At 45.2% G+C, this 20,615-nt stretch carries 18 protein-coding genes and 1 riboswitch; of the genes, 8 read left to right on the forward strand and 10 right to left on the reverse strand.

The genetic code is table 11. The features are described 5' to 3' along the window. Positions 1–113 precede the first annotated feature (113 nt). Both ERX40_RS07160 and ERX40_RS07165 read left to right on the forward strand, forming a co-directional pair. Positions 114–2,633, forward strand: a complete 2,520-nt coding sequence (locus ERX40_RS07160) for a thermonuclease family protein (RefSeq protein ID WP_133417817.1) — start codon at positions 114–116, stop codon at positions 2,631–2,633. A gap of 78 nt (positions 2,634–2,711) precedes the next feature. Continuing rightward, positions 2,712–3,437, forward strand: coding sequence for a VOC family protein (locus ERX40_RS07165; RefSeq protein WP_165980701.1), 726 nt, complete (start codon positions 2,712–2,714; stop codon positions 3,435–3,437). Here ERX40_RS07165 and ERX40_RS07170 read toward each other — a convergent pair. Continuing rightward, positions 3,428–3,682 carry a hypothetical protein gene (locus ERX40_RS07170; RefSeq protein ID WP_133417819.1) on the reverse strand — a complete coding sequence of 85 codons (255 nt, stop codon included), beginning with the start codon at positions 3,680–3,682 and terminating at the stop codon, positions 3,428–3,430. The two genes, ERX40_RS07165 and ERX40_RS07170, sit on opposite strands and share 10 nt — an antisense overlap. A gap of 80 nt (positions 3,683–3,762) precedes the next feature. On the opposite strand from ERX40_RS07170, the gene ERX40_RS07175 reads away from it, so the two are divergent. After that, positions 3,763–5,007, forward strand: a complete 1,245-nt coding sequence (locus ERX40_RS07175; RefSeq protein WP_133417820.1) for a lipid II:glycine glycyltransferase FemX — start codon at positions 3,763–3,765, stop codon at positions 5,005–5,007. Between the two features lie 30 nt (positions 5,008–5,037). Here ERX40_RS07175 and ERX40_RS07180 read toward each other — a convergent pair whose 3' ends face one another. Continuing rightward, positions 5,038–5,325, reverse strand: a complete 288-nt coding sequence (locus ERX40_RS07180; protein ID WP_133417821.1) for a hypothetical protein — start codon at positions 5,323–5,325, stop codon at positions 5,038–5,040. Positions 5,326–5,497: 172 nt separating this feature from the next. On the opposite strand from ERX40_RS07180, the gene ERX40_RS07185 reads away from it, so the two are divergent. After that, positions 5,498–8,653, forward strand: coding sequence for an efflux RND transporter permease subunit (locus ERX40_RS07185; RefSeq protein ID WP_133417822.1), 3,156 nt, complete (start codon positions 5,498–5,500; stop codon positions 8,651–8,653). 47 nt (positions 8,654–8,700) lie between these two features. Then, a riboswitch (SAM riboswitch) is annotated at positions 8,701–8,799 on the forward strand. A 55-nt stretch (positions 8,800–8,854) separates the two neighbouring features. Continuing rightward, positions 8,855–10,012 carry an aminotransferase class I/II-fold pyridoxal phosphate-dependent enzyme gene (locus tag ERX40_RS07190; protein ID WP_133417823.1) on the forward strand — a complete coding sequence of 386 codons (1,158 nt, stop codon included), beginning with the start codon at positions 8,855–8,857 and terminating at the stop codon, positions 10,010–10,012. A gap of 36 nt (positions 10,013–10,048) precedes the next feature. Here the strand turns inward: ERX40_RS07190 and mspA are convergent, their stop codons facing one another. The 3 genes from mspA to ERX40_RS11280 are packed head-to-tail and all read right to left on the reverse strand — an operon-like array spanning position 10,049 to position 11,659. Continuing rightward, positions 10,049–10,366, reverse strand: a complete 318-nt coding sequence (gene mspA, locus ERX40_RS07195) for a membrane stabilizing protein MspA (protein WP_133417824.1) — start codon at positions 10,364–10,366, stop codon at positions 10,049–10,051. Next, positions 10,363–11,544 carry an MFS transporter gene (locus ERX40_RS07200; protein ID WP_243712993.1) on the reverse strand — a complete coding sequence of 394 codons (1,182 nt, stop codon included), beginning with the start codon at positions 11,542–11,544 and terminating at the stop codon, positions 10,363–10,365. Before ERX40_RS07200 ends, mspA begins: the two co-directional genes overlap by 4 nt. After that, positions 11,498–11,659: an SE1832 family protein gene (locus ERX40_RS11280; protein ID WP_165980702.1), complete on the reverse strand. Its 162-nt coding sequence runs from the start codon at positions 11,657–11,659 to the stop codon at positions 11,498–11,500. Before ERX40_RS11280 ends, ERX40_RS07200 begins: the two co-directional genes overlap by 47 nt. 177 nt (positions 11,660–11,836) lie before the next feature. On the opposite strand from ERX40_RS11280, the gene ERX40_RS07205 reads away from it, so the two are divergent. After that, positions 11,837–12,943 carry a metallophosphoesterase gene (locus ERX40_RS07205; RefSeq protein ID WP_165980703.1) on the forward strand — a complete coding sequence of 369 codons (1,107 nt, stop codon included), beginning with the start codon at positions 11,837–11,839 and terminating at the stop codon, positions 12,941–12,943. Here ERX40_RS07205 and ERX40_RS07210 read toward each other — a convergent pair. The 5 genes from ERX40_RS07210 to ERX40_RS07230 form a co-directional block, all read right to left on the reverse strand. Continuing rightward, on the reverse strand, positions 12,909–13,313 hold the full coding sequence (locus tag ERX40_RS07210; RefSeq protein ID WP_133417826.1) for a hypothetical protein: 405 nt from the start codon (positions 13,311–13,313) through the stop codon (positions 12,909–12,911). The two genes, ERX40_RS07205 and ERX40_RS07210, sit on opposite strands and share 35 nt — an antisense overlap. 76 nt (positions 13,314–13,389) lie before the next feature. Next, on the reverse strand, positions 13,390–14,175 hold the full coding sequence (locus tag ERX40_RS07215) for a glucose 1-dehydrogenase (protein ID WP_133417827.1): 786 nt from the start codon (positions 14,173–14,175) through the stop codon (positions 13,390–13,392). Positions 14,176–14,191: 16 nt separating this feature from the next. Then, on the reverse strand, positions 14,192–15,049 hold the full coding sequence (locus ERX40_RS07220) for a GRP family sugar transporter (RefSeq protein WP_133417828.1): 858 nt from the start codon (positions 15,047–15,049) through the stop codon (positions 14,192–14,194). Between the two features lie 109 nt (positions 15,050–15,158). Further along, the gene (locus ERX40_RS07225; RefSeq protein ID WP_165980704.1) at positions 15,159–15,977 is read right to left on the reverse strand and encodes a GNAT family N-acetyltransferase; all 819 of its coding nucleotides are present in this window, start codon (positions 15,975–15,977) and stop codon (positions 15,159–15,161) included. 2 nt (positions 15,978–15,979) lie between these two features. Next, the gene (locus tag ERX40_RS07230; RefSeq protein ID WP_133417830.1) at positions 15,980–16,771 is read right to left on the reverse strand and encodes an HAD-IIB family hydrolase; all 792 of its coding nucleotides are present in this window, start codon (positions 16,769–16,771) and stop codon (positions 15,980–15,982) included. Positions 16,772–16,874: 103 nt separating this feature from the next. On the opposite strand from ERX40_RS07230, the gene ERX40_RS07235 reads away from it, so the two are divergent. Then, entirely contained in the window at positions 16,875–18,992 is a 2,118-nt protein-coding gene (locus ERX40_RS07235) for a DNA topoisomerase III (protein WP_133417831.1), read from the forward strand. Between the two features lie 154 nt (positions 18,993–19,146). Further along, a complete protein-coding gene (locus tag ERX40_RS07240) occupies positions 19,147–20,484 on the forward strand; it encodes an NCS2 family permease (RefSeq protein ID WP_133417832.1) in 1,338 nt (445 codons plus the stop codon). The last annotated feature ends 131 nt before the right edge of the window (positions 20,485–20,615 follow it).

Raw genomic sequence — 20,615 nt, forward strand, 5'->3', positions numbered from 1 at the left:
TTTGTTAAGCAATTTTTTACATTCTTAATCGTATGTTTACAGCATTTAAATACTATCTCCATATTGGACTGTTAAAATGATGAAGCATTCATTCACAATAAGAGGAGAAAAAAATGAAAACTATCTTTAAAGCCATCTTATCCCTGATGATGGTATTATCATTAGTTCTGTCATTTACCGTTCAAAACGCTCAGGCAGCAGGCAAGTTGATTATCTCAGAATATATCGAAGGCACAGGTTATAACAAAGCAATCGAAATTTACAATCCGACGATAGAAGCAGTCGATTTATCGACGTACTCACTTGTCAGCTTCATCAATGGTGCAAGCGAGACAACAGGTACGGTTTCAGAACTTAAATTAAGCGGCACACTTGCTCCAGGCGAAGTGCATGTTATTGCTAATCAGAATGCAGCAGCAGAAATTCTGGCGCAAGCTGATCTGAAGACAGGTTCAACAGCCATGAACTTCAATGGTGACGATACACTTGTTTTATTTGAAAATTATAACGCGGCAATTAAAACCGGCGAAGTGAGTGATTCTATCGGTCAGGTAGGCGTTGACCCAGGTACAGCATTCGGGTCAGCAGCGTCAACGTCGGATATGACACTCGTGCGCACAGCGGATAATCTTGTGGCCGATACAGATGTCCATAATATATATGACCCGGCAGCGCAGTTCGCTGCGTTACCGAAAGATACATTGACCGAACTCGGAACTTTCAGTGCAGAGGTGACACCACCGGCACCAGAAGTTCCTCAAGCTGAGTATCATGTGAATGTCGTTCGTGTCGTAGACGGTGATACGATCAAGATCACGCCGAACATTATGGGTTCTGATACGATTCGTTTTGTGAACATCGATACACCGGAAACTTATCACTTGTCCTCATACGATCCGGCCCTGATTGATACAGACTTGAACCAGAATCAGAAATATCATGGTGAGCAGGCAAAGAAAGCTTTGAATGATATGTTAGCTGCAGGTACAGCTGTCACTGTGAAAGTTAATCAGGATAATATTACAGATGCTTACGGACGTGTATTAGGTCAAGTCGTCAGAGAAAGCGATAACCTCAATACAAACCTTGAAATGGTTAAACTCGGAATGGCCTCAACTTACTTCATCTGGCCGGTAGCGAATATGGAAGACTACAATATGTTCCAGACTGCAGTGGCAGAAGCACAGGCACAGAACATCGGTATCTGGCAGAAAGAACATCCCCTCCTTGAATTACCGTTTGAATTCAGAGCACGTTACGATCAGAAGGGCTTACAGCGTTATGTAGGTGATTCAGCGACTAAATTATATTATGCACCTCAGGACTTTGCGAAAGTGCCGGTTGAACATAGAATCTTCTTCTCACAAGAAGAAGCCATCGCTCAAGGTTATACAGTAGCTCCGGATACAATAGTACCGGCAGAACCTGTTGATGCAGCAGCTGAAGAGATGACCATCAAAGAAGCGAGAGAGGCGGGTAAAGGCACAAACGCTATCGTAACAGGAACCGTAACGTATATCGATGGCTATAACATCTATATTCAGGACGAAACAAGCGGAATGGTAGTCCGCAGTAAAACAGTTAAACCGGTTATTGGTGAGGTCATCACAGCAACCGGTTCAACGACTGAATATTATGGCCTTTACCAAGTTGAAACTGAAGATATTAAAGTAGCAGCTCAAAAAACGATTCAGCCTGCAGTCACTGCACTTGACCAGATCGGTGAGGAGACAGAAGCTGAATATATCGCAATTGAAAAAGTGAAAGTAGAATCAGTCAACACTTATAATGAATACACGGTGACAGATGCAGCAGGTCATCAGTTCCTCGTCAAGACGACAGAGCCACTTGAAATCGGCGCGACATATGACCGAATCGAAGGTGTCGTCACTTACAGCTTCAATGCTTATAAGTTATTACCTACATCAAGCATCAAAACTGCAGAAGCACCGACGACAGAAGTACCGACGACAGAAGCACCGACAACAGAAGTACCGACGACAGAAGCACCGACAACAGAAGGACCGACGACAGAAGGACCGACAACAGAAGCACCGACAACAGAAGGACCGACAACAGAAGGACCGACGACAGAAGTACCGACAACAGAAGCACCGACGACAGAAGCACCGACAACAGAAGGACCGACGACAGAAGTACCGACAACAGAAGCACCGACAACAGAAGCACCGACAACAGAAGGACCGACAACAGAAGCACCGACAACAGAAGGACCGACAACAGAAGCACCGACAACAGAAGGACCGACAACAGAAGTACCGGCTGTTAAGCACAATGTAAAAGGTTTCGTATTCTTTGATCAGAACAATAACGGTAAATATGACCGACCTGACCGCAAATTATCTGATGTCAGAATCGATGTCTATCAGAATGGGAACCTTGTGGAAACAGTAAAAACTGACAGACAGGGTCGTTATTCAATCACAGCTGCAGAAGGCCGTTACATTCTTGATTTCAATGCGCCTGAACATTTGATTGAAACATTACAGAATGCTGCTGAGGAAGCTATTGACTCTGATATCAACGATGGTAAAGTGACGGTTGATGTAACGAAAGATATGAACGATGTGACAGCCGGCTTTGGCAAAAATGTCGGTAAACTTAGAAAATAATATCGTTTTCCGTGAGAAAACACCTTTTAAGGTGTTTTCTTTTGTTTTCTTAATTACAATATAATGGAGGTGAGGATAATGAAGTTACAATGGGACCATATTATTCACTATATTGACGGTCTGTCGTCTTTTCAGTTTCCGGACGCGCTGCTTCAGCTTGTGGAGGGTGGATGTCATGAACAGCTGGGTACGTTCAACCGTCTGAGTTACACGGATCTCAGCTATATCGAATATATAGATGTGTTTGATAAAGAGGTGCTGAGAAAGGCTGCAGCGATCGATGAGCAGCGGTTAAGTTTTGCAGCCACTTTAGAGAGAACAGATTACGAGGAAGGATGGAAAAGACTTTGTTTCCGGACTGATGATATTGAATCACTCAATGATCATTTTATTTCGTGCGGCTTATCGACAATCGGACCGAGTAAGATGTCTCGTACCAAACCGGACGGTGAAGTGATCAGCTGGCAGTTGCTCTATATCAATGATGACAGAATGGACCGTGAACTGCCGTTCTTCATCCAGTGGGGCGAAGATGATGCTTTCCGAGCTGAACAGCTGCAACCCCACTTTCAGTCGGCGCGTGTAGCAGATATAGCGATCATGACGCAAAATAAAAGCCAGTTCATCCAAAACTGGATGGACTGGTTCAATGCACAATCGAAAGGTAATCAGCTGCTGATTCCTGATGGGCCCACATTCACCCTTCTTGAAGGAGACAGAGAGCGCATAGAATCCATCACACTCTCAGGTATACAACATCCTTCACTGGAAGTGCACGGTGCCATCTATCATTTTCAGACATAGACATAGTGGTAGATATGCAGCACGATAAGTGAAATATGATAAGCAGCAATCAAAAGTGTTATAATAGCGAACGTAAAGTTAAGTTGATCTCTGCGTACAATCAGAAAGAGCACACTGATAATTAATGCAAGAGCTGCAACGATGATATGAACATCAATATGGTCAACCGATTGATGACCTTGCATCAAAAAGATGAACACCAGATTAACCAGAGAAACGACAGCAAGCAGTATATTTTTAAACATAGAGACCTCTTTCTTTATTTAATGAGGTCATTATATCAAATAAGAAGTGAAGATGCTTGATATATGAAAGGAAGAGAACAATGACAGTTGAACGTTTGACAATAACAGACGAAACGCACGATGCTTTTGTAAAGGCACATCCACATGGTGACCTGCTGCAGCTATCGAAATGGGGAGAAGTCAAAAAATCAGCCGGCTGGACCAGCAGACGCATCGCAGTGGGGAGAAACGGTGAAGTGGCCGGGGTCGCACAGCTGCTCTTCAAGAAAGTGCCGAGACTGCCTTATACGCTGTGCTATGCTTCAAGAGGATTTGTCTGTGATTATCGGGACCACGAAGTAGTTGAGGCACTGCTTGCACAGGCGGTTGAAGTGGCACGGTCAGAACGGGCTTATTCTATCAAAATCGATCCGGATGTTGAAGTGACTGAAGTGGCCGGACTGGTTGATTATATGGAGTCCATCGGCTTTAAGCATAAAGGCTTTGAAGATGGTCTCAGCAAAAACTATATTCAGCCGCGTATGACGATGATCACAAATATCGACCAGAATGATGAGGGCCTGATCAAGAGCTTTGAGCGTAACAACCGTTCACGTGTCAAACTCAGTCAGAAAAAAGGGACGAATGCCTATATCGCCGGTCGTGAAGACTTGCAGATTTTTGCAGATCTGATGCAGGAGACCGGATCGAGAGACGGCTTTCTGACACGTGATGTTTCGTATTTCCAGAACATTTATGATGCACTTAATCCGGATGGCGACGCAGAACTGGTGCTGGTGAAACTTGTACCGGGTGAAGTGCTGCCAAAACTGCACGAAGAATATAAAACACGCGCAGAGAAAAAAGAACGACTGGGACAGAAAGAGAAGAGCCAGAAAATTGACAATCAGCTAAAAGATCTTGAAATTCAGATGACTAAGCTGCAGAAGCAGATTGATGAACTGACGGAAATGGAGAAAACAAATCCGGAAGGAAAAGTGCTGTCGGGCGCCATTCTGACATTCTCAGGTCATAAAGCTTATTATCTGTACGGAGCATCAAGCAACGAATACCGTGACTATCTGCCGAACTATAATATGCAGCTCTCAATGATGTGCTATGCACGTGAAAAAGGGGCGAAGACCTATGATTTCGGAGGCACGAGCAATCACCCTGACAAAGATTCAGAGTATTTCGGTCTCTGGCAGTTTAAGAAGATGTGGGGAACGAGACTCAGCGCGAAAATCGGTGAATTTGATTATGTCCTGAATCCTTATGTATATCAGCTGATTGAACAGGTGAAACCACGAGTCATGAACTTCAGAAGAAAATTAGGCCGCAGATAAAAGAGTCACATCCAGCTGGATGAGACTCTTTTAGCGTATATCGAGATAAAGAAACGGATTAAAAAAAGTGGTATAGAGCAGAAAAATCAAACTGACTGAACTGCTGATGGTCAGCAGGATGGTAAGAATACGATAGGGAAGGTCTTTTTCGCTCAGATTTAGTTTGGAGAAATGGTAGCGCAGTCCGATAAACAATGAAATCAGACAGAATATAATCCAGAAGTAGCTGGTGAAGAAAATAATACCGCTATTGATGAAATAACCCGCTACTAATACGATGTGCATTAAGATTGATAATAGCATCAGAACTTTTTGCATCTAATCCCTCCATTCTTATTCATTTTAATGTAAAAATTGAAGAAGTGATAGCGAAATATAGAATTGGACAACAATATGCAAAAGAATGATAAAATCTGGGTTTGATTATTAGTAATGTAAAAATATTTAAGCTATATTACTTATAGAGAACGAATTATTTAGGAGGCAAGTTGTGATAAAGAAAATTATTGATTTCTCGTTACATAACAAACTGGCACTCTGGCTGATGACATTGTTACTTGCAGTGGCGGGTATTTATTCAGCTATGACGATGAAGGAAGAGATGTTACCTAGTATATCTTCACCCGTGCTGACCGTCACGACACCATATCCAGGTGCAACACCGGAAGCAGTGCTTGAGAATGTCACTGACCCGATTGAGAAGAAAGTGAAAAGTATGGAAGGGGTTGACACTGTATCCAGTCAGTCGATGCAGAATGCTTCGGCAATCACCCTGCAGTACGATTTCGGCACAGATATGGATAAAGCCGAAAAAGATGTCCAGGAAGCGATAGATTCACTCGATTTACCCGAGAGCGTTCAGGATACTAAAATCGATCGTATCTCCATGTATACATTCCCGATCATCAGCTACTCATTTTCAAATGATGACAATGATATTAAAGCACTGACTGAAAAGATTAAGGATGATCTGATTCCGCAGCTTGAGGGAGTGGAAGGCGTTTCAAGCGTCTCATTCTCAGGACAGGAAGTAGAACAGGTTGAACTTCAGTTTGATGACAAGAAACTGGCGGACAAAGGTCTGACTGAAGAATCTGTTCTCCAGTTCATTAAAGGTGCAACAGCCAATGCGCCCCTCGGCCTATACACGTTCGGCAACGATCTGAAATCCATTATAGTGGATGGGCAGTTCACCTCAGTTGATGCACTGAGATCACTGAAAATTCCAGCCACAGGCAAACAGACCGGGGCAGGTACTGCAGCCCAGCAGGCACCCGGGCAGGCACAAGCACAGATGACGCCTGAACAGGCTGAAGCAATAGCTGAGAAAATGAGAAATGCTAAAATACCGACAGTTGAACTCAGTGATATCGCAACAATTAAAAAAGTTGAAAGTCGTGAATCCATTTCTAAGACGAACGGTAATGATTCATTAAGTATCCAGCTTGTTAAGTCTGACAATGCCAATACAGTCAGCGTAGCCAATGACGCTAAAGAAATCGTTGATGGTTATGTCAAAGAGAATAAAGACCTCAACGCACTGCTGATGATGGACCAGGCTAAACCGATTCAGGATTCGATCAAGACGATGGTGGAAAAAGCAGTCATCGGTGCCATTTTCGCAGTCATCATGATTCTTATCTTCTTACGTAATATTCGTTCTACCTTTATCGCAGTCGTGTCTATTCCAATGTCCATTCTGATTGCGCTCTTAATTCTTAAGCAGTTAGGCGTCACACTGAATATTATGACGCTCGGTGCTATGACTGTTGCGATCGGTCGTGTGATCGATGACTCTATCGTCGTAATCGAGAATATTTTCCGGAGAATGTCACTTAAGAATGAACGCCTTCAAGGTGCTGCGCTGATTGCTGACGCAACTCGTGAGATGTTCATTCCGATTATGTCATCAACGATGGTGACAATTGCTGTATTCCTCCCGCTTGCGCTCGTATCAGGTTCTATCGGTGAACTGTTCCGTCCGTTCGCACTGACAGTCGTGTTCGCCTTGCTGGCATCACTCCTGATTGCCATCACGATAGTACCCATGCTTGCTCATATATTCTTCCGTAACAGCATCAGAGGCCATCACGACGAAAAACCAGGCCGCATCGCGCACTTCTACCGCAATGTTCTTGAATGGTGTCTCAACCATAAGTGGGTGGTTGCTTTACTGAGTACATTGCTGCTTGCCGGCAGTCTGATGCTTACACCATTTGTAGGAACCTCATTCATCTCAACAGGTGAAGATAAAATGCTTGCACTCACTTATAAACCTGAACCAGGTGAGACGGAGGAAGAAGTGGTCGCACATGGTGATGAAATTCAGAAAGTGCTTGCCAAAAATAAACACGTTAATAATATTCAATACTCAGTTGGTGGTAAAAACCCATTCAGTCCGGTTGCTTCAAATGATATGGCCATGATGGTTGAGTATGATAAAGATACGCCGGACTGGGGTGAGGAACCGGAAAAAGTACTGAATAAGATTGCCACGTTCAATCATCCCGGCTCATGGAAGAATCAGGACTTCGCAACAGGTGGTGCTTCTAATTCGGTATCAGTATCTGTGATAGGGCCTTCAACGAAAGATATCCGTAAAACCGTGCAGGACGTCGAAGAGGTAATGAATGAACAGAAGACATTATCAAATGTCAATTCATCTCTTTCTAAAAGCTACGAAGAGTATACAATCAAGGTGGACCAGAACAAACTGGCTGAAAGAGGTCTGACGGCAGGACAGGTTGCCATGAAACTCAATGAGCATTCACTTGGTACAGTCGTCACTAAGGTCGGAAAAACAGGAAATTCCACAGATGTTATTCTGACGAAAGGTCAGGAGACAAATTGGACCGAAGCCAAACTTGAGAATACGACACTCACATCACCGACAGGTAAAGAGATTAAGCTGAGCGATATTGCTCAAATTGAAAAAGGTGAGTCTTCAGATACAATTATGCGTAAGAATGGAGATATATCTGCTACTGTAGACGGTAAGATCAAAGCGGATGATGTCGGTAAAACGACTGCTGAAGTATCAAAAGCACTTGAAAAAATCGATAAACCTGACAATGTTAGTATCAAGGTTGGGGGCACAAGTGAAGATATCGGTGAAAGTTTCTCACAACTAGGTCTTGCTATGCTTGCTGCTATCGGTATCGTCTACTTGATCCTGGTACTGACCTTCAAGGGCGGACTTGCACCGCTTGCCATCCTGTTTTCGTTACCATTCACAATCACCGGTGTGATCGTCGGTCTGCTGTTATCAGGAGAAACCTTATCTGTACCTTCGATGATTGGTCTGTTGATGCTGATTGGTATCGTTGTAACAAACGCCATTGTACTGGTCGACCGGGTCATCCATATGGAAGATAGAGGTCTGTCGACCCGTGAGGCTTTACTCGAGGCAGCTTCGACCCGTGTCCGTCCGATTCTGATGACGGCACTGGCAACTGTTGGGGCCTTGTCTCCACTGCTTATCGGTGGTGACGGTTCCGTCCTGATCAGTAAGGCGCTTGGTGTAACAGTGATCGGTGGACTGGTTTCATCGACACTGCTGACATTACTGGTTGTACCTGTAGTCTATGAAGTGCTGATGAAAATCAAGAATAGACGTCGTCGTTCTGAAGTGACTGAGGTCAGATAAAATATTGACCCCGGGCTTTAGAAGGATTATAGTAAAAATAATTCAATAACTTATTCAGAGAGATGGAGGGACTGGCCCATTGAAATCTCAGCAACCGGCAGCTGCACGGTGCTAATTCCAGCAAGCGGATGCTTGATAGATAAGTGACAGATGTCATCGCTATTAAGCGGTGACATTTTTTTATGGGGAGGAAGGCGACAGATGAAATATACAGACATACTGAACGAAATTCCTGATAGTTATTTTGGCAAGACGATGGGACGTAAGCTTGAGATAGGAGAAAAGCCGCTGATCAATATGGCGGTCGGTATACCCGATAAACCCGCACCTGTCGAAGTGATAGCAGCCATGCAGCAGGCAATCACAGACCCGACCAACAATAAATACGGGGTATTCCGGGGAAAGGAAGCGTTCAGGTCAGCTATACAGACTTTCTATAAAGAGACATACGGCGTTGAGCTGAATAAGGATGAGGAAATCTGTATACTCTATGGCACGAAGAACGGACTGGTCCATCTGCCGCTCTGTACCATCAATCCGGGTGACGGTGTACTGCTGCCAGACCCGGGCTATACCGATTATCTTGCGGGCGTCATTCTTGCACGCGGCGAGCATTATGACCTCCCGCTATATGAGGAGAAGCATTACCTGCCTGACTTTGATGATGTCGATGCAGCAGAACTGGCCCGTACCAAGCTTATTTATCTGAACTATCCGAGCAATCCAACTGGAGCTGTTGCGACAAGAGCGTTCTTTGATGCGGCAGTTGAGCGCTTCAGAGGAACTGAGACAAAAATTGTCCATGATTTCGCTTATGCAGCGTTCGGATTCAATCAGAAAAATCCAAGTATTCTCCAGTCACCAGGCGCGAAGGAAGTAGCGGTGGAAATCTATTCACTGTCAAAGGGGTTCAATATGTCAGGCTTCCGTGTCGGCTTCGCTGTCGGCAATAAGGAAATGATTGCCGGACTCAATAAGCTGCAGGACCATACACAGGTCGGAATGTGGGGAGCGCTGCAGGATGCAAGTATCGCAGCACTCGAGCTCGGACAACCTTTCCTCGATGAACAGAATGAACTGTTCAGAAAGAGGAGGAATAAAGTGATGGGTATACTGACGGAAAACGCGATACCCTTCAGTCCGCTTGAGGGAGGGATTTTCTTGTGGCTGAAGACCCCGGAAGGCTATGATGGTGAGGCATTCGTTGACTATCTGCTGCAGGAACAGTCATTATTAGTCACGCCTGGTATCCCGTTCGGTGAGAGAGGACGAAATTATGTCAGAGTATCGCTTGCAGTGGAAGACAGTCTGCTGGATACTTTTCTGGAAAGGCTCCTTGAAGAGAAAGATCTGTATTAATCAAGAAACGGTTAGCCCTGAGAAGGACTAACCGTTTTAAATTGACAGTAGAAAGGCCGTTGCGATAATCATCGCCGCCATTGCGACAGTGAAGATATGTAGAATCTGCTGGCCTTTCATATCGTGGATCTTAGCCTTGAAGGCAGTGATCTCGATATTGATGACGAGACAGATGACCAGCAGTATCACCCACAGTGAACCCGGAAGACCGGACAGCCATGTGGAGGCGAAGATGATCAGCGCCATACCGAAGATGAGACGTGCAGCCTGTGTCGGTCTCATATTGAGCTGATAGATGCTTAAATAGGAGACGAGAAGATAAGTGACGATGAATAACGTCAGTAATAGTATCATGCAGTTAGTCCTTTCCTGAAGTAAATCGCAATCATAATAAGGGCGAGAAGGCTCGTCAGGGCACCGATGAAGAAAGGCAGGCTGAGACTATAGGTCATCAGACCGGTGAAGAGCAGAGGTCCGATGATCCGACCGAGACTGTCCAGCGAATAGCTGACGCCTGTCAGTTTGCCCATATTACTTGATGAAGTTGATTTAGTCAAAGTTGATGTCAGAAGCGTGCGGACGAGTGCGTTACCGGACATCAGCAGAACGAGACAGACGCCTGCATAAAAGAGATTCATCGTAAAAGGCAGCATGATGAAGGCGATGCTGGTGATAATCTGCCCGGTGACCATGACACGTTTTTCCTGTCCGTGCTTTACTTTGCGCAGGTAACCCCCTTGGAGAAGGGCATTGACAAGACCGCCGATCATAAAGAGCATGCCCATCTGTGTCGGTGTGATGTCGATTCGTTCAATTTCAAGGAGCTGGAATGAGCTTTCCATGCCGCTCATGGTCATTGTGACAATTAAAGTGCTCGCGAGGAGAATCAGAATAGGTGTCGTATAGCTGAGCTTCGTCCTGTTGTGCTGTCGGGTCTTGTGATGATGCGTCTCAGGCAGAGAGAGCAGGACTGCTATGATGATGACGACCAGTATAACCGTTGTGACAAAGTAAGGGAGCTGATAGGAATAACCGGCAAGGAGACCGCCGACCGCCGGACCAAAAATAAAGCCGAAACCGATCATCATACCCATCAGACCCATATAGCGGTTGCGTTCTTCCGTTGTTGTAACATCTGCGACAATACTGGTCGTCGTCGAGAAGCAGGCACCGGAGAACAGACCGCCGATAATACGGGATACATAGAGCAGTGCGAGATTATCAATAAATAATCCGAATGTCAGAAAGCTGACAGCAAACCCGGTCAGACCAATGACCAGAATCTTTTTACGGCCGAGCTGATCTGACAGCTGTCCCCAGACAGGGGCAGCGATGAATGACGCGATGGAATAGACTGACAGCAGAAGTCCCATATGGAAGGCATTCAGCCCCATACTTTTGACCAGGGCCGGAATGACCGGAATCACGATGCTGAAGCCGAAATAGATGAAGAACTGGATGGCCATCAATATCGTGAAAAATGACTTAATTGAGCTGTTCACGGACCTGTCTGATTTCTTCTTCGAGTTCAATAAGGCGCACCTCCAACTTATCTGCAGCATTGCCAGTGGACTGGACTTTTTCTATATCGCCCTGGATGCGGACGTATTCCTCTTTGAGTTCTGTTAACTGATATTTTAAATCCATATTATTCTCCTTTAACCCTGGTGTATATCTATTATAAGCTATAATGAAGAAGACTTGAAAGAGGTGGCTTTAAATGACAAAGAAAATTAAGATGATTGTCAGTGCCGGTCAGCGTGGTACACAGATGAAATTGAATCCTGCCGACTTGCTGACAGCACAGCTGAAAGAGGTGATCCGGTGAAACTGAAAGATAAGCTGATTCAGCTTGATATCAGAGGCAGACGGACGATTGTCATTTCCGATATTCACGGCGAACTGGCATTATTCAAGCAGCTGCTTAAGAAAACCGGCTGGTCAGACGATGATAGGCTGATCATCAACGGCGACATCCTGGATAAGGGTCAGGATAGTTTAGGGACGATGAAATTTATCCGTGAACTTGCTGAAAGTGACAATGTGTATGTCATTGAAGGTAACTGTGACCGCTTCTTTGATGAGCTGGAGGCCGATTGGCTGTATGCGTATATGGACTGTCGTCACACTGCCGCGCATGAATTCCTGCGGGAGACGGGGACAACACTTGAAGATTATCCTGCACAGAGTGACTTTGCCCGTGCTGTGCTCGAACAGTACGGTGACTTTCAGCAGTGGTTCAGAAACCTGCCGACAGCAATCGAGACAGAGGACTATCTGTTTGTCCATGCGGGAATAGAGGCTGATTACCTTGAGACGCCGAGAGAAGTCGCGCTGACGATGCCTGAATTCTATAGCCGGACCCATCACCTGGACAAGACCGTAGTGGTCGGCCATTATCCCGCAGCCAACTTTGTAGAAGACGGTCTATACAGCCATGAAGTCAAGGTCAATCAGGCGCGTCGCATTATCGCGCTGGATGGTGGCAATCAGGTGAAGGCATCAGGGCAGCTGAACGCGCTGATCATTGAAGCGGACGGCAGCCTGGACACGATGTCGGTGGATGCGCATCCCTCAAGACTCGTCATTCAGGACTTTGAAGTCACGTTACAGGAGCCGCACAGCTTCACATTTCCGGACTATGAGATCAAAGCCTTCGAAGGGGATGCACACTTCACCTTTGCAGAACATCTCTCAAGTCAGACGCAGCTGATGGTGAAGACGGAATGGATCAAGGAGCAGGACGGACGTCATTACCTCAATGATGACTATACGGATCTCTTTCTGGATGTAACGGCGGGAGAAGAAGTGAAAGTAGTTGGAGAGTATGCCGGTTATGTACTGATCAAGCGTAATGGCCTGGTCGGCTGGGTGCCGGAGGAAGTGCTGGACACTTCTACTGATAAGGCGTCTGATATTTCTCATGTTTGATAAAATAGCGGTGACGCGTAATCAGTATAGTGCCTGCTGTAATAAGCAGAATAGGTAGAATGATGGTATAGAGCATCATCAGTCCTGATAGGATAAGCATAACAGCGCTTGCCATGACATAACGCTTCATATAGAGAATACCGAGCAGATTAAGCAGCCATGGAATCAGGATGATAACACCGAATGGCAGCAGTACCTCCTTGAACGCTATAGTTGCTGCTATTGCATCTGTTGATTTATTGCGCAGGAAATCCTGCACGATTGGCTGTTCTGCCACTAAGTAAGCAGCAGTAACGCTGAATAATAATAAAGATAGAACGATCCATGCGAGGATGGCAAGTATCTTTGGGAGTCTCGTGAGATTTTTCATAGTCGCACCTCATTTGTTTTATACATCATAACAAAAAAACTCGCTGACTGTTTAAAGTTCAGCGAGTATTATTTACTTAACCTTTACCACCCATGAAAGATGGATATTTCGTCATACCTCCGTCAACATAAATCGTTTCGCCGGTAATATAGCTCGCATTCTCACTTGCAAGGAAAGTGGCAACTGTCGCGATTTGTTCAGGCTGACCGATCATGCCCATCGGAATCATCTTCTCAGTCTGTGCACGTGTTTCAGGGTCGGTGAATTTTTCACGAGTATGTGCAGACATAATTGCGCCTGGCGAGATATTGTTGACGCGAATACCATTTGGTGCAAATTCCATACTCATCGTTTCCATCATCAGCTTCATGCCGCCTTTACTTGCTGCATAGTTGACGTAGTTCGGCCACGGGATTACATCATGAACACTGGCGATATTGATGATATTTCCTTTGATGTCATGATCAATGAAATATTTTGCTGCTTCACGACTGCCGACAAAAGCACCCGTCAAGTTGGTGTCCATCACACGTCTGAATTCTTCTGCTGACATTTCGACCGTGGCAACAGGTTTCTCTACACCTGCATTATTGATCATGATATCTAATCCCCCGAATGCGTCAATTGCGGTCTGAACTAAAGCTACCACATCTTCTTCTTTTGAGACATCTCCTTGTTTAATGACAGCTTGACCACCATTGTTCTTCACAGCGTCTGCCACTGCCTGCCCCTCTTCTTCACTTGAATAGTAATTGATCACGACTTTACAGCCATTTTTACCAAATTCCTCTGCCATTGCTTTACCGATTCCGCTTGAAGCACCTGTGATCACTACAATTTTGTCTTTTAAATCTGAATACATATTTTCATCCTCCTTTTTATTGTTTTGCGTAGCCGAGTAGAAAGGCTGCTGCAATGATAAGTACAATACCGATTGCGATACCGATATACTGTTTCTTTGTTTTCTGTTCTTTCAGAAGAAAGATCCCGCCGAGTGTGGAGACAACGACCAGCATCTGTGAGAATGAGAAACTTGTTGCGACACCGACACGGGGCTGTGAGTAGAACATGGCCATATTACCGAACGCCCAGATGACACCGGGGAGCATATTCTTCAGGATGGCTTTCTGTCCTGGATTATGTTTGAAGCTCAGGAGAAAGCCACCGATTACCATACCGATTGACTGCGGAAACAGGGCTTCCCACCCTCCGACACCAAAGAACTGACCGATTACCACATAGGTGATATAACCGATACTTGAGATAAGAAGTATTGGAATCGCCTTTGCAAGCGAACTTTTCTTATCCTCTTGATTGTCTTTGCTGCCTTTCAGTGACGTCAGAATAACACCGGCAATAAGCAGGACAAGTGCTGTAATTCCAAGAACAGTTGATGTCATGCTCTTCCATTCATTGAAGAAGAGAACGGATATCAGTGTCGTGCCGACCAGCTGCATCCCTGTTGAAATAGGCATAGTGCGCGAGACACCAATCATCTTGACACTTCTCAGCTGATTGCCCTGACCAAGTGCCCAGAACGCACCGGAAACCATACCGACAAGCAGAATCTTCCAGTTCAGATCCGGCTGAACGATAAGATAAGTGCCGAGACCGATGATGAAGGCACCGATAACCGTCCCCATGATCTGCTCATAAGGGGTACCACCGACTTTGACATTGATAAGCACTACACTTCCCCATAGAAGGGCAGGCAGTAATGCAATGAGAATATCCATTGTATGCTCCTTTATTGTTTAGTTATTTTCAGCATTCCCTTCCTTCCAGATGTCAAACATGATGTATTCTGCATGCAAAAAAAGTGGCGCACTCAAGGCGCCGCTTCTGTTATTCAGCTGTATATTTAAAATGGTGCATTTCATCGGTCTTACGGAATCCGAGCTTCTCGTAAAATTCAATAGAACGCTTGCGTTTGTCTTCAACGACCAGCTGTATAGCTGTCGCATGATACTCATGGAATGCATGATTTGCAGCATGTGCGACGAGTTTATGTCCGATGCCCTGCTGGCGGTAATGTTTGTGGGTTTCAACGTGGTCGATATAACAGACAGCATGCGCATTGACTTCCAGAATGACGTAGCCTTTAACAATCCCTTCACTGAGCAGAATGAAAAGTTCATAGTTATCATTCAGTGTGTCAAGAATCAGTTTTTTCCGGGCGGATACATCGATATAAAGATTTTTCAGCAGTTCACAGAAACTTTTCTTATAGATAGATCGATATTTGATCACCTGTCTTGTGTCAATTTCTTCAGTCAGTGATTCTGCAGTCATTGTATACTGGGTGCCTAAGTATTGAGTCTTAAGTGCCTTCATCACCTGTCGGCCGGATTGATGCCGGTTATCGATATAGAACTCATAGTCCTTAATGACAGAGTGCCGGGAAGTGAGTTCTTTCCACATTTCAGCAATCTGTTTTAAATCTGATTGAGTCGTAAGAGGACCGATGACTTTAGCGTTCGGTCCGTCTTTGATCAATCCGAGAAAAGCGTCTGGTGTGTCGTCACCTGAGACGACATAGTCCTGTTCATTCATACGTTCAAGCAGGGCTTCTATTGCTGAAAGAGAGCGGGGCAGATAACCGATACGGTGTTCCGGGCTTTGGTTCAGGTCATAGATGAACTGGGCAATCTTCCGTTTGTTCAAAATCATTCACTCCTTGTCTGCAGGATAGAGAGGATACCTTTATTATAGGGATGGGCTGCGTGCTTTGAATGAAGGAGCTTCGCTTCTTCAGTTGCATTACTTACTAGATACCCATGTTTCACTGCATTCAGCATCCTGATATCATTTCCACTGTCTCCGAAAGCGTAAGTGTTTTCAAACGGGATATCATATTTCCGGACTAGATAGCGGACGATGGCATCCTTGCCCGTGCTCTCCGGGAAGAGATCGATATCGTAACAATCAGCCGGATCACCGATCAATGGATTGCATCTGCTGATATTGACGCTAAGGTTCTGCGCCTCAGCACGCTTACGGATGATGCTGAATTTCTCCTGGTCCGTTTCATGGCGGGTTTCCCGGTAATAGTAGTTGCGTGAGAACGGTGCATGAATGAACGGCATCTGGATCATAAGAGGAATACCCTCATCCATCAGTTCCTGCTCCAGCTCCATAATAGTCGTTTTGCTGAATCCCTGATTTAGAAGTGATTGTTCATAGTCTGTGTCATAGATTTCTCTGCCGTCTTTATAATAGTAAAGCTCTGTACCGGAATTCGCGGCGATGAAATGAGGATAGGCCATAGCCATCTCTTCCAGGCAGCCCTTGATCATAGTAAGTGTGCTGGCAGAAACGATGCCGAATAACAGCTGGTCCTGCTGGTTCAGATATTCCGTCAGCGCTATGACATCATCCGGATTATTCCGGTCATGGGCGAAGTAAGTTTCATCAAAATCAGAGCAGACAAGCGTGTCGATCATTTCTGGGAAATACATGCGGATTCCTCCTTATTTTCACATAGCATACAGCACTTAAGGTACGAACTCAATAGAAATAATGCTATAATGATGCAATGACTTTACGAGAAGGAATGATACTATGAAATCAGTCGTACTTGCTGAGAAACCATCTGTTGCACGGGATATTGCACGTGTGCTTGGATGCACTCAGAAAAAAGAAGGCTATATAGAGAACAACCGTTACATTGTGACATGGGCACTTGGGCATCTGGTGACGAATGCAGATCCTGAGCAATATGATAATAAATATAAGACATGGGATCTGAACGAGCTGCCGATTCTGCCGAAGTATATGAAGACAGTGGTCATCGGTAAGACGCGCAAGCAATTCAATACAGTGAAACATCAAGTTGAGCGTGATGATGTCAATGAAGTGATCATCGCGACGGATGCAGGTCGTGAGGGGGAACTCGTCGCACGTCTTATTTTAGAGAAGTGTAAAGGCAATAAACCGGTCAAACGTCTCTGGATCAGTTCAGTGACAGATAAAGCGATTAAAGACGGCTTCAGTAGACTGAAAGATGGACAAGCCTATCAAGGTCTCTATGATGCTGCACTTGCCCGCAGTGAAGCGGACTGGATTGTCGGCATCAATGCAACACGCGCACTGACGACTAAGTATGATGCACAGCTGTCGACAGGGCGTGCACAGACGCCGACGCTGCAGATGGTGAAGATGCGTCAAGACGAAATCAATCAGTTCAGAGCACGTAAATATTATGGTACAGAAGCGGTTATCAATGGCACACGGTTCAGTGGGCCCAACCAGATATTCGAAGAAGAGCAGATCAATCAGCTGATAGCAGATCTGCAGGGTAAGGAAGCGATCGTGACATCGGTCGACAGTAACGAGAAAAAGAAATATCCTGATAAACTCTATGATCTGACATCGCTTCAGCAGGATGCTTATAAACGTTATCAATATTCTGCTAAGGAAACTCTCAGCACGATGCAGAACTTATATGAAAGCCATAAGCTTGTCACCTATCCACGTACCGATGCAAACTATCTGACAGAAGATATGGTGCCGACACTTCGTGACCGCGTGGCATCACTCAGCGCAACCCAGTTCCGTCCCGCAGTTCTGGAGCTGATCAAGAGTCAGATTAAGGGCAGCAGACATTTCATCGATGACAGCAAAGTGTCGGACCACCATGCCATCGTACCGACAGAAGTCAAAGCACGTCCGGATGATCTGACATTGCGTGAACGTCATATCTATGAACTGATTGCCGAACGCTTTTTAAGTGTCCTGATGAAGCCTTACCGTTATGAACTGCAGACCATCAAAGTGAAAATTGGCCAGACTGAATTCACAGCGAAGCATGAACGGCCGATTGAACTGGGATTTAAAGCATTATATGAACAACTTACTGAAAAAGCAGCACTGACCTTCAAGCAGGGGGACAGACTGCCCGCTAAACTAGCAAAAACGCGCGGTGAAACAGCACCACCGCCGTATTTCAATGAAGGAACACTGCTGAAAGCGATGGAGAATCCTGCTGCAATCTTCAAGCTGGATAAGGAAAGACGTTCGACCCTTAAAGAGACGGGGGGTATCGGTACAGTCGCAACGCGCGCTGATATTATTGAGAAACTGTACAATCTGAATGCGATTGAATCACATGAAGGTAAACTCCGCGTAACGAATAAAGGGAAGCAGTTACTGGAACTGGCACCTGAAGAGCTGAAGTCACCTGAACTGACCGCTGACTGGGAACATAAGCTCACACTGATTGAACGGGGTAAATACAACAAGAAAGCCTTTATTGATGAGATGCGCGACTTCACGCAGAAGCTGATTCACGGCATTAAGGCAAGTGAAGACAAATTCAAGCATGATAACCTCACATCGACAGAATGTCCGACATGCGGGAAGTTCATGCTGGAGATCAAGACGAAGAATGCGAAGATGCTGGTCTGTCAGGATCCGGCATGTAAGACGAAGAAGAACGTGCAGCGTAAGACAAACGCCCGCTGTCCGAACTGTAAGAAGAAACTGACATTACACGGTAAAGGACCAAAGGCGATGTACAGCTGCAGCTGCGGTTTCCATGAGACGCAGGAACAGATGGACAAACGCTTCAACTCGAAGAAGACAGGCAAAGTATCCCGCAATGATATCAAGAAATATACGCAGAAAGAAGAACCGGTGAACAATCCGTTTGCAGATGCATTAAAAGGACTGAAGTTCTAGCTGAGAAGAGACTGTCATCAGGACAGTCTTTTTTTGTAGGCAAATCACGAACGAAAAACCGTTTTCAATCTTTAATGTTCGATTTATTATTGCTTTTTAAATCAATGCATAATAGAATATACAAGTATTTAAAAAAGAACTTAAGGAGTTATGTATGAAGAATTATTTCAAATTCGATGAACTCGGCACTAATTATAAGCGTGAAATACTCGGTGGTCTTACTACTTTCCTCTCAATGGCTTATATTCTTGCAGTCAACCCTGCGATGCTTTCATTACAAGGGGTGGAAGGCATTCCTGATTCAATGCGCATGGATGCAGGTGCAGTATTCGTCGCAACCATTCTTGCCTCTATCGTCGGCTGTCTGTTCATGGGCCTGATTGCGAATTACCCGATCGCGCTCGCGCCTGGTATGGGACTGAATGCATTCTTCGCGTTCACGGTCGTTCTGACTTACGGTATTCCTTGGCAGATCGGTCTGACAGGCGTGCTTTTCTCAGGGATGATCTTCGCACTCTTAACAATGAGCGGCTGGCGCGAAACAATTATCAATGCGATACCGTTTGAACTGAAAATGGCGGTCTCTGCAGGCATCGGTCTTTTCATCACCTTTGTCGGATTAAAAGGGGCGGGGATTGTTGCGCCAAGTGAAGCGACGTTGGTGACCATCGGTAATATTCATGACCCGCATGTCTTACTTGCAGTGGCCGGTATTCTATTAACTGTCATTCTGATGGCACGTAAGGTACCCGGCAGCATCTTTATCGGCATGGTACTGACGGCTATCTTCGGTATGATCTTCGGTCTGATTGACCCACCGAAACATATTGTCAGCCAGATTCCAAGTGTTGAACCGACATTCGGGAAAGCATTTGAAGCGTTTCAAGATCCAGGTCAGTTATTAACAGGGCATTTCCTTGCAGTCGTTCTGACATTTCTTTTCATTGATTTCTTTGATACAGCAGGCACATTAGTTGCTGTAGCGAACCAAGCTGGATTTGTTAAAGACAACAAACTGCCTCGTGCAGGTCGTGCATTATTTGCCGATTCTCTCGCTACAATGACTGGAGCAGTCTTCGGTACTTCAACAACAACTTCTTATATTGAATCATCAGCAGGTGTAGCAGTCGGTGCACGTACCGGCTTTGCGAGTGTAGTGACAGCCCTTTGCTTTGCATTAGCGTTATTCTTCTCTCCGCTGATGGCTGTCGTGACCAGTGCAGTAACCGCACCGGCGCTTGTCATCGTCGGGGTGCTCATGGTCTCCAACTTAAGTAAAATTGAGTGGGACCGCTTTGAGATTGCTGTACCGGCATTTCTGACGATGATCATGATGCCGCTGACATATTCAATCGCAACAGGTATCGCATGTGGTTTTATCTTCTATCCGATTACCATGATAATGGCCGGCAGAAGAAAAGAGATTCATCCTATTATGTATGTGCTCTTTATCGTCTTCGTCCTTTATTTCATCTTTGTACAACATTCATAGGAATGGCTGCGGCCATTCTTTTTATATGCCTGAAAGGGTGAGTTATGAGCGATAAACGGAAAATATCGTTCATAACTCAAACAAAAGAGGTGCATCAGCAGCGTTATGATCGATAAACGGAAAATATCGCT

Source organism: Macrococcus carouselicus (assembly GCF_004359515.1).
GTDB lineage: Bacteria > Bacillota > Bacilli > Staphylococcales > Staphylococcaceae > Macrococcus > Macrococcus carouselicus.

Excerpts from the sequence above, each read along its gene's own strand:
- ERX40_RS07160 (WP_133417817.1), top strand. The coding sequence starts at position 114 with ATGAAAACTATCTTTAAAGCCATCTTATCCCTGATGATGGTATTATCA.
- ERX40_RS07165 (WP_165980701.1), top strand. The coding sequence starts at position 2,712 with ATGAAGTTACAATGGGACCATATTATTCACTATATTGACGGTCTGTCG.
- ERX40_RS07170 (WP_133417819.1), bottom strand. The coding sequence starts at position 3,682 with ATGTTTAAAAATATACTGCTTGCTGTCGTTTCTCTGGTTAATCTGGTG.
- ERX40_RS07175 (WP_133417820.1), top strand. The coding sequence starts at position 3,763 with ATGACAGTTGAACGTTTGACAATAACAGACGAAACGCACGATGCTTTT.
- ERX40_RS07180 (WP_133417821.1), bottom strand. The coding sequence starts at position 5,325 with ATGCAAAAAGTTCTGATGCTATTATCAATCTTAATGCACATCGTATTA.
- ERX40_RS07190 (WP_133417823.1), top strand. The coding sequence starts at position 8,855 with ATGAAATATACAGACATACTGAACGAAATTCCTGATAGTTATTTTGGC.
- mspA (WP_133417824.1), bottom strand. The coding sequence starts at position 10,366 with ATGATACTATTACTGACGTTATTCATCGTCACTTATCTTCTCGTCTCC.
- ERX40_RS11280 (WP_165980702.1), bottom strand. The coding sequence starts at position 11,659 with ATGGATTTAAAATATCAGTTAACAGAACTCAAAGAGGAATACGTCCGC.
- ERX40_RS07210 (WP_133417826.1), bottom strand. The coding sequence starts at position 13,313 with ATGAAAAATCTCACGAGACTCCCAAAGATACTTGCCATCCTCGCATGG.
- ERX40_RS07215 (WP_133417827.1), bottom strand. The coding sequence starts at position 14,175 with ATGTATTCAGATTTAAAAGACAAAATTGTAGTGATCACAGGTGCTTCA.
- ERX40_RS07220 (WP_133417828.1), bottom strand. The coding sequence starts at position 15,049 with ATGGATATTCTCATTGCATTACTGCCTGCCCTTCTATGGGGAAGTGTA.
- ERX40_RS07230 (WP_133417830.1), bottom strand. The coding sequence starts at position 16,771 with ATGTATTTCCCAGAAATGATCGACACGCTTGTCTGCTCTGATTTTGAT.
- ERX40_RS07235 (WP_133417831.1), top strand. The coding sequence starts at position 16,875 with ATGAAATCAGTCGTACTTGCTGAGAAACCATCTGTTGCACGGGATATT.
- ERX40_RS07240 (WP_133417832.1), top strand. The coding sequence starts at position 19,147 with ATGAAGAATTATTTCAAATTCGATGAACTCGGCACTAATTATAAGCGT.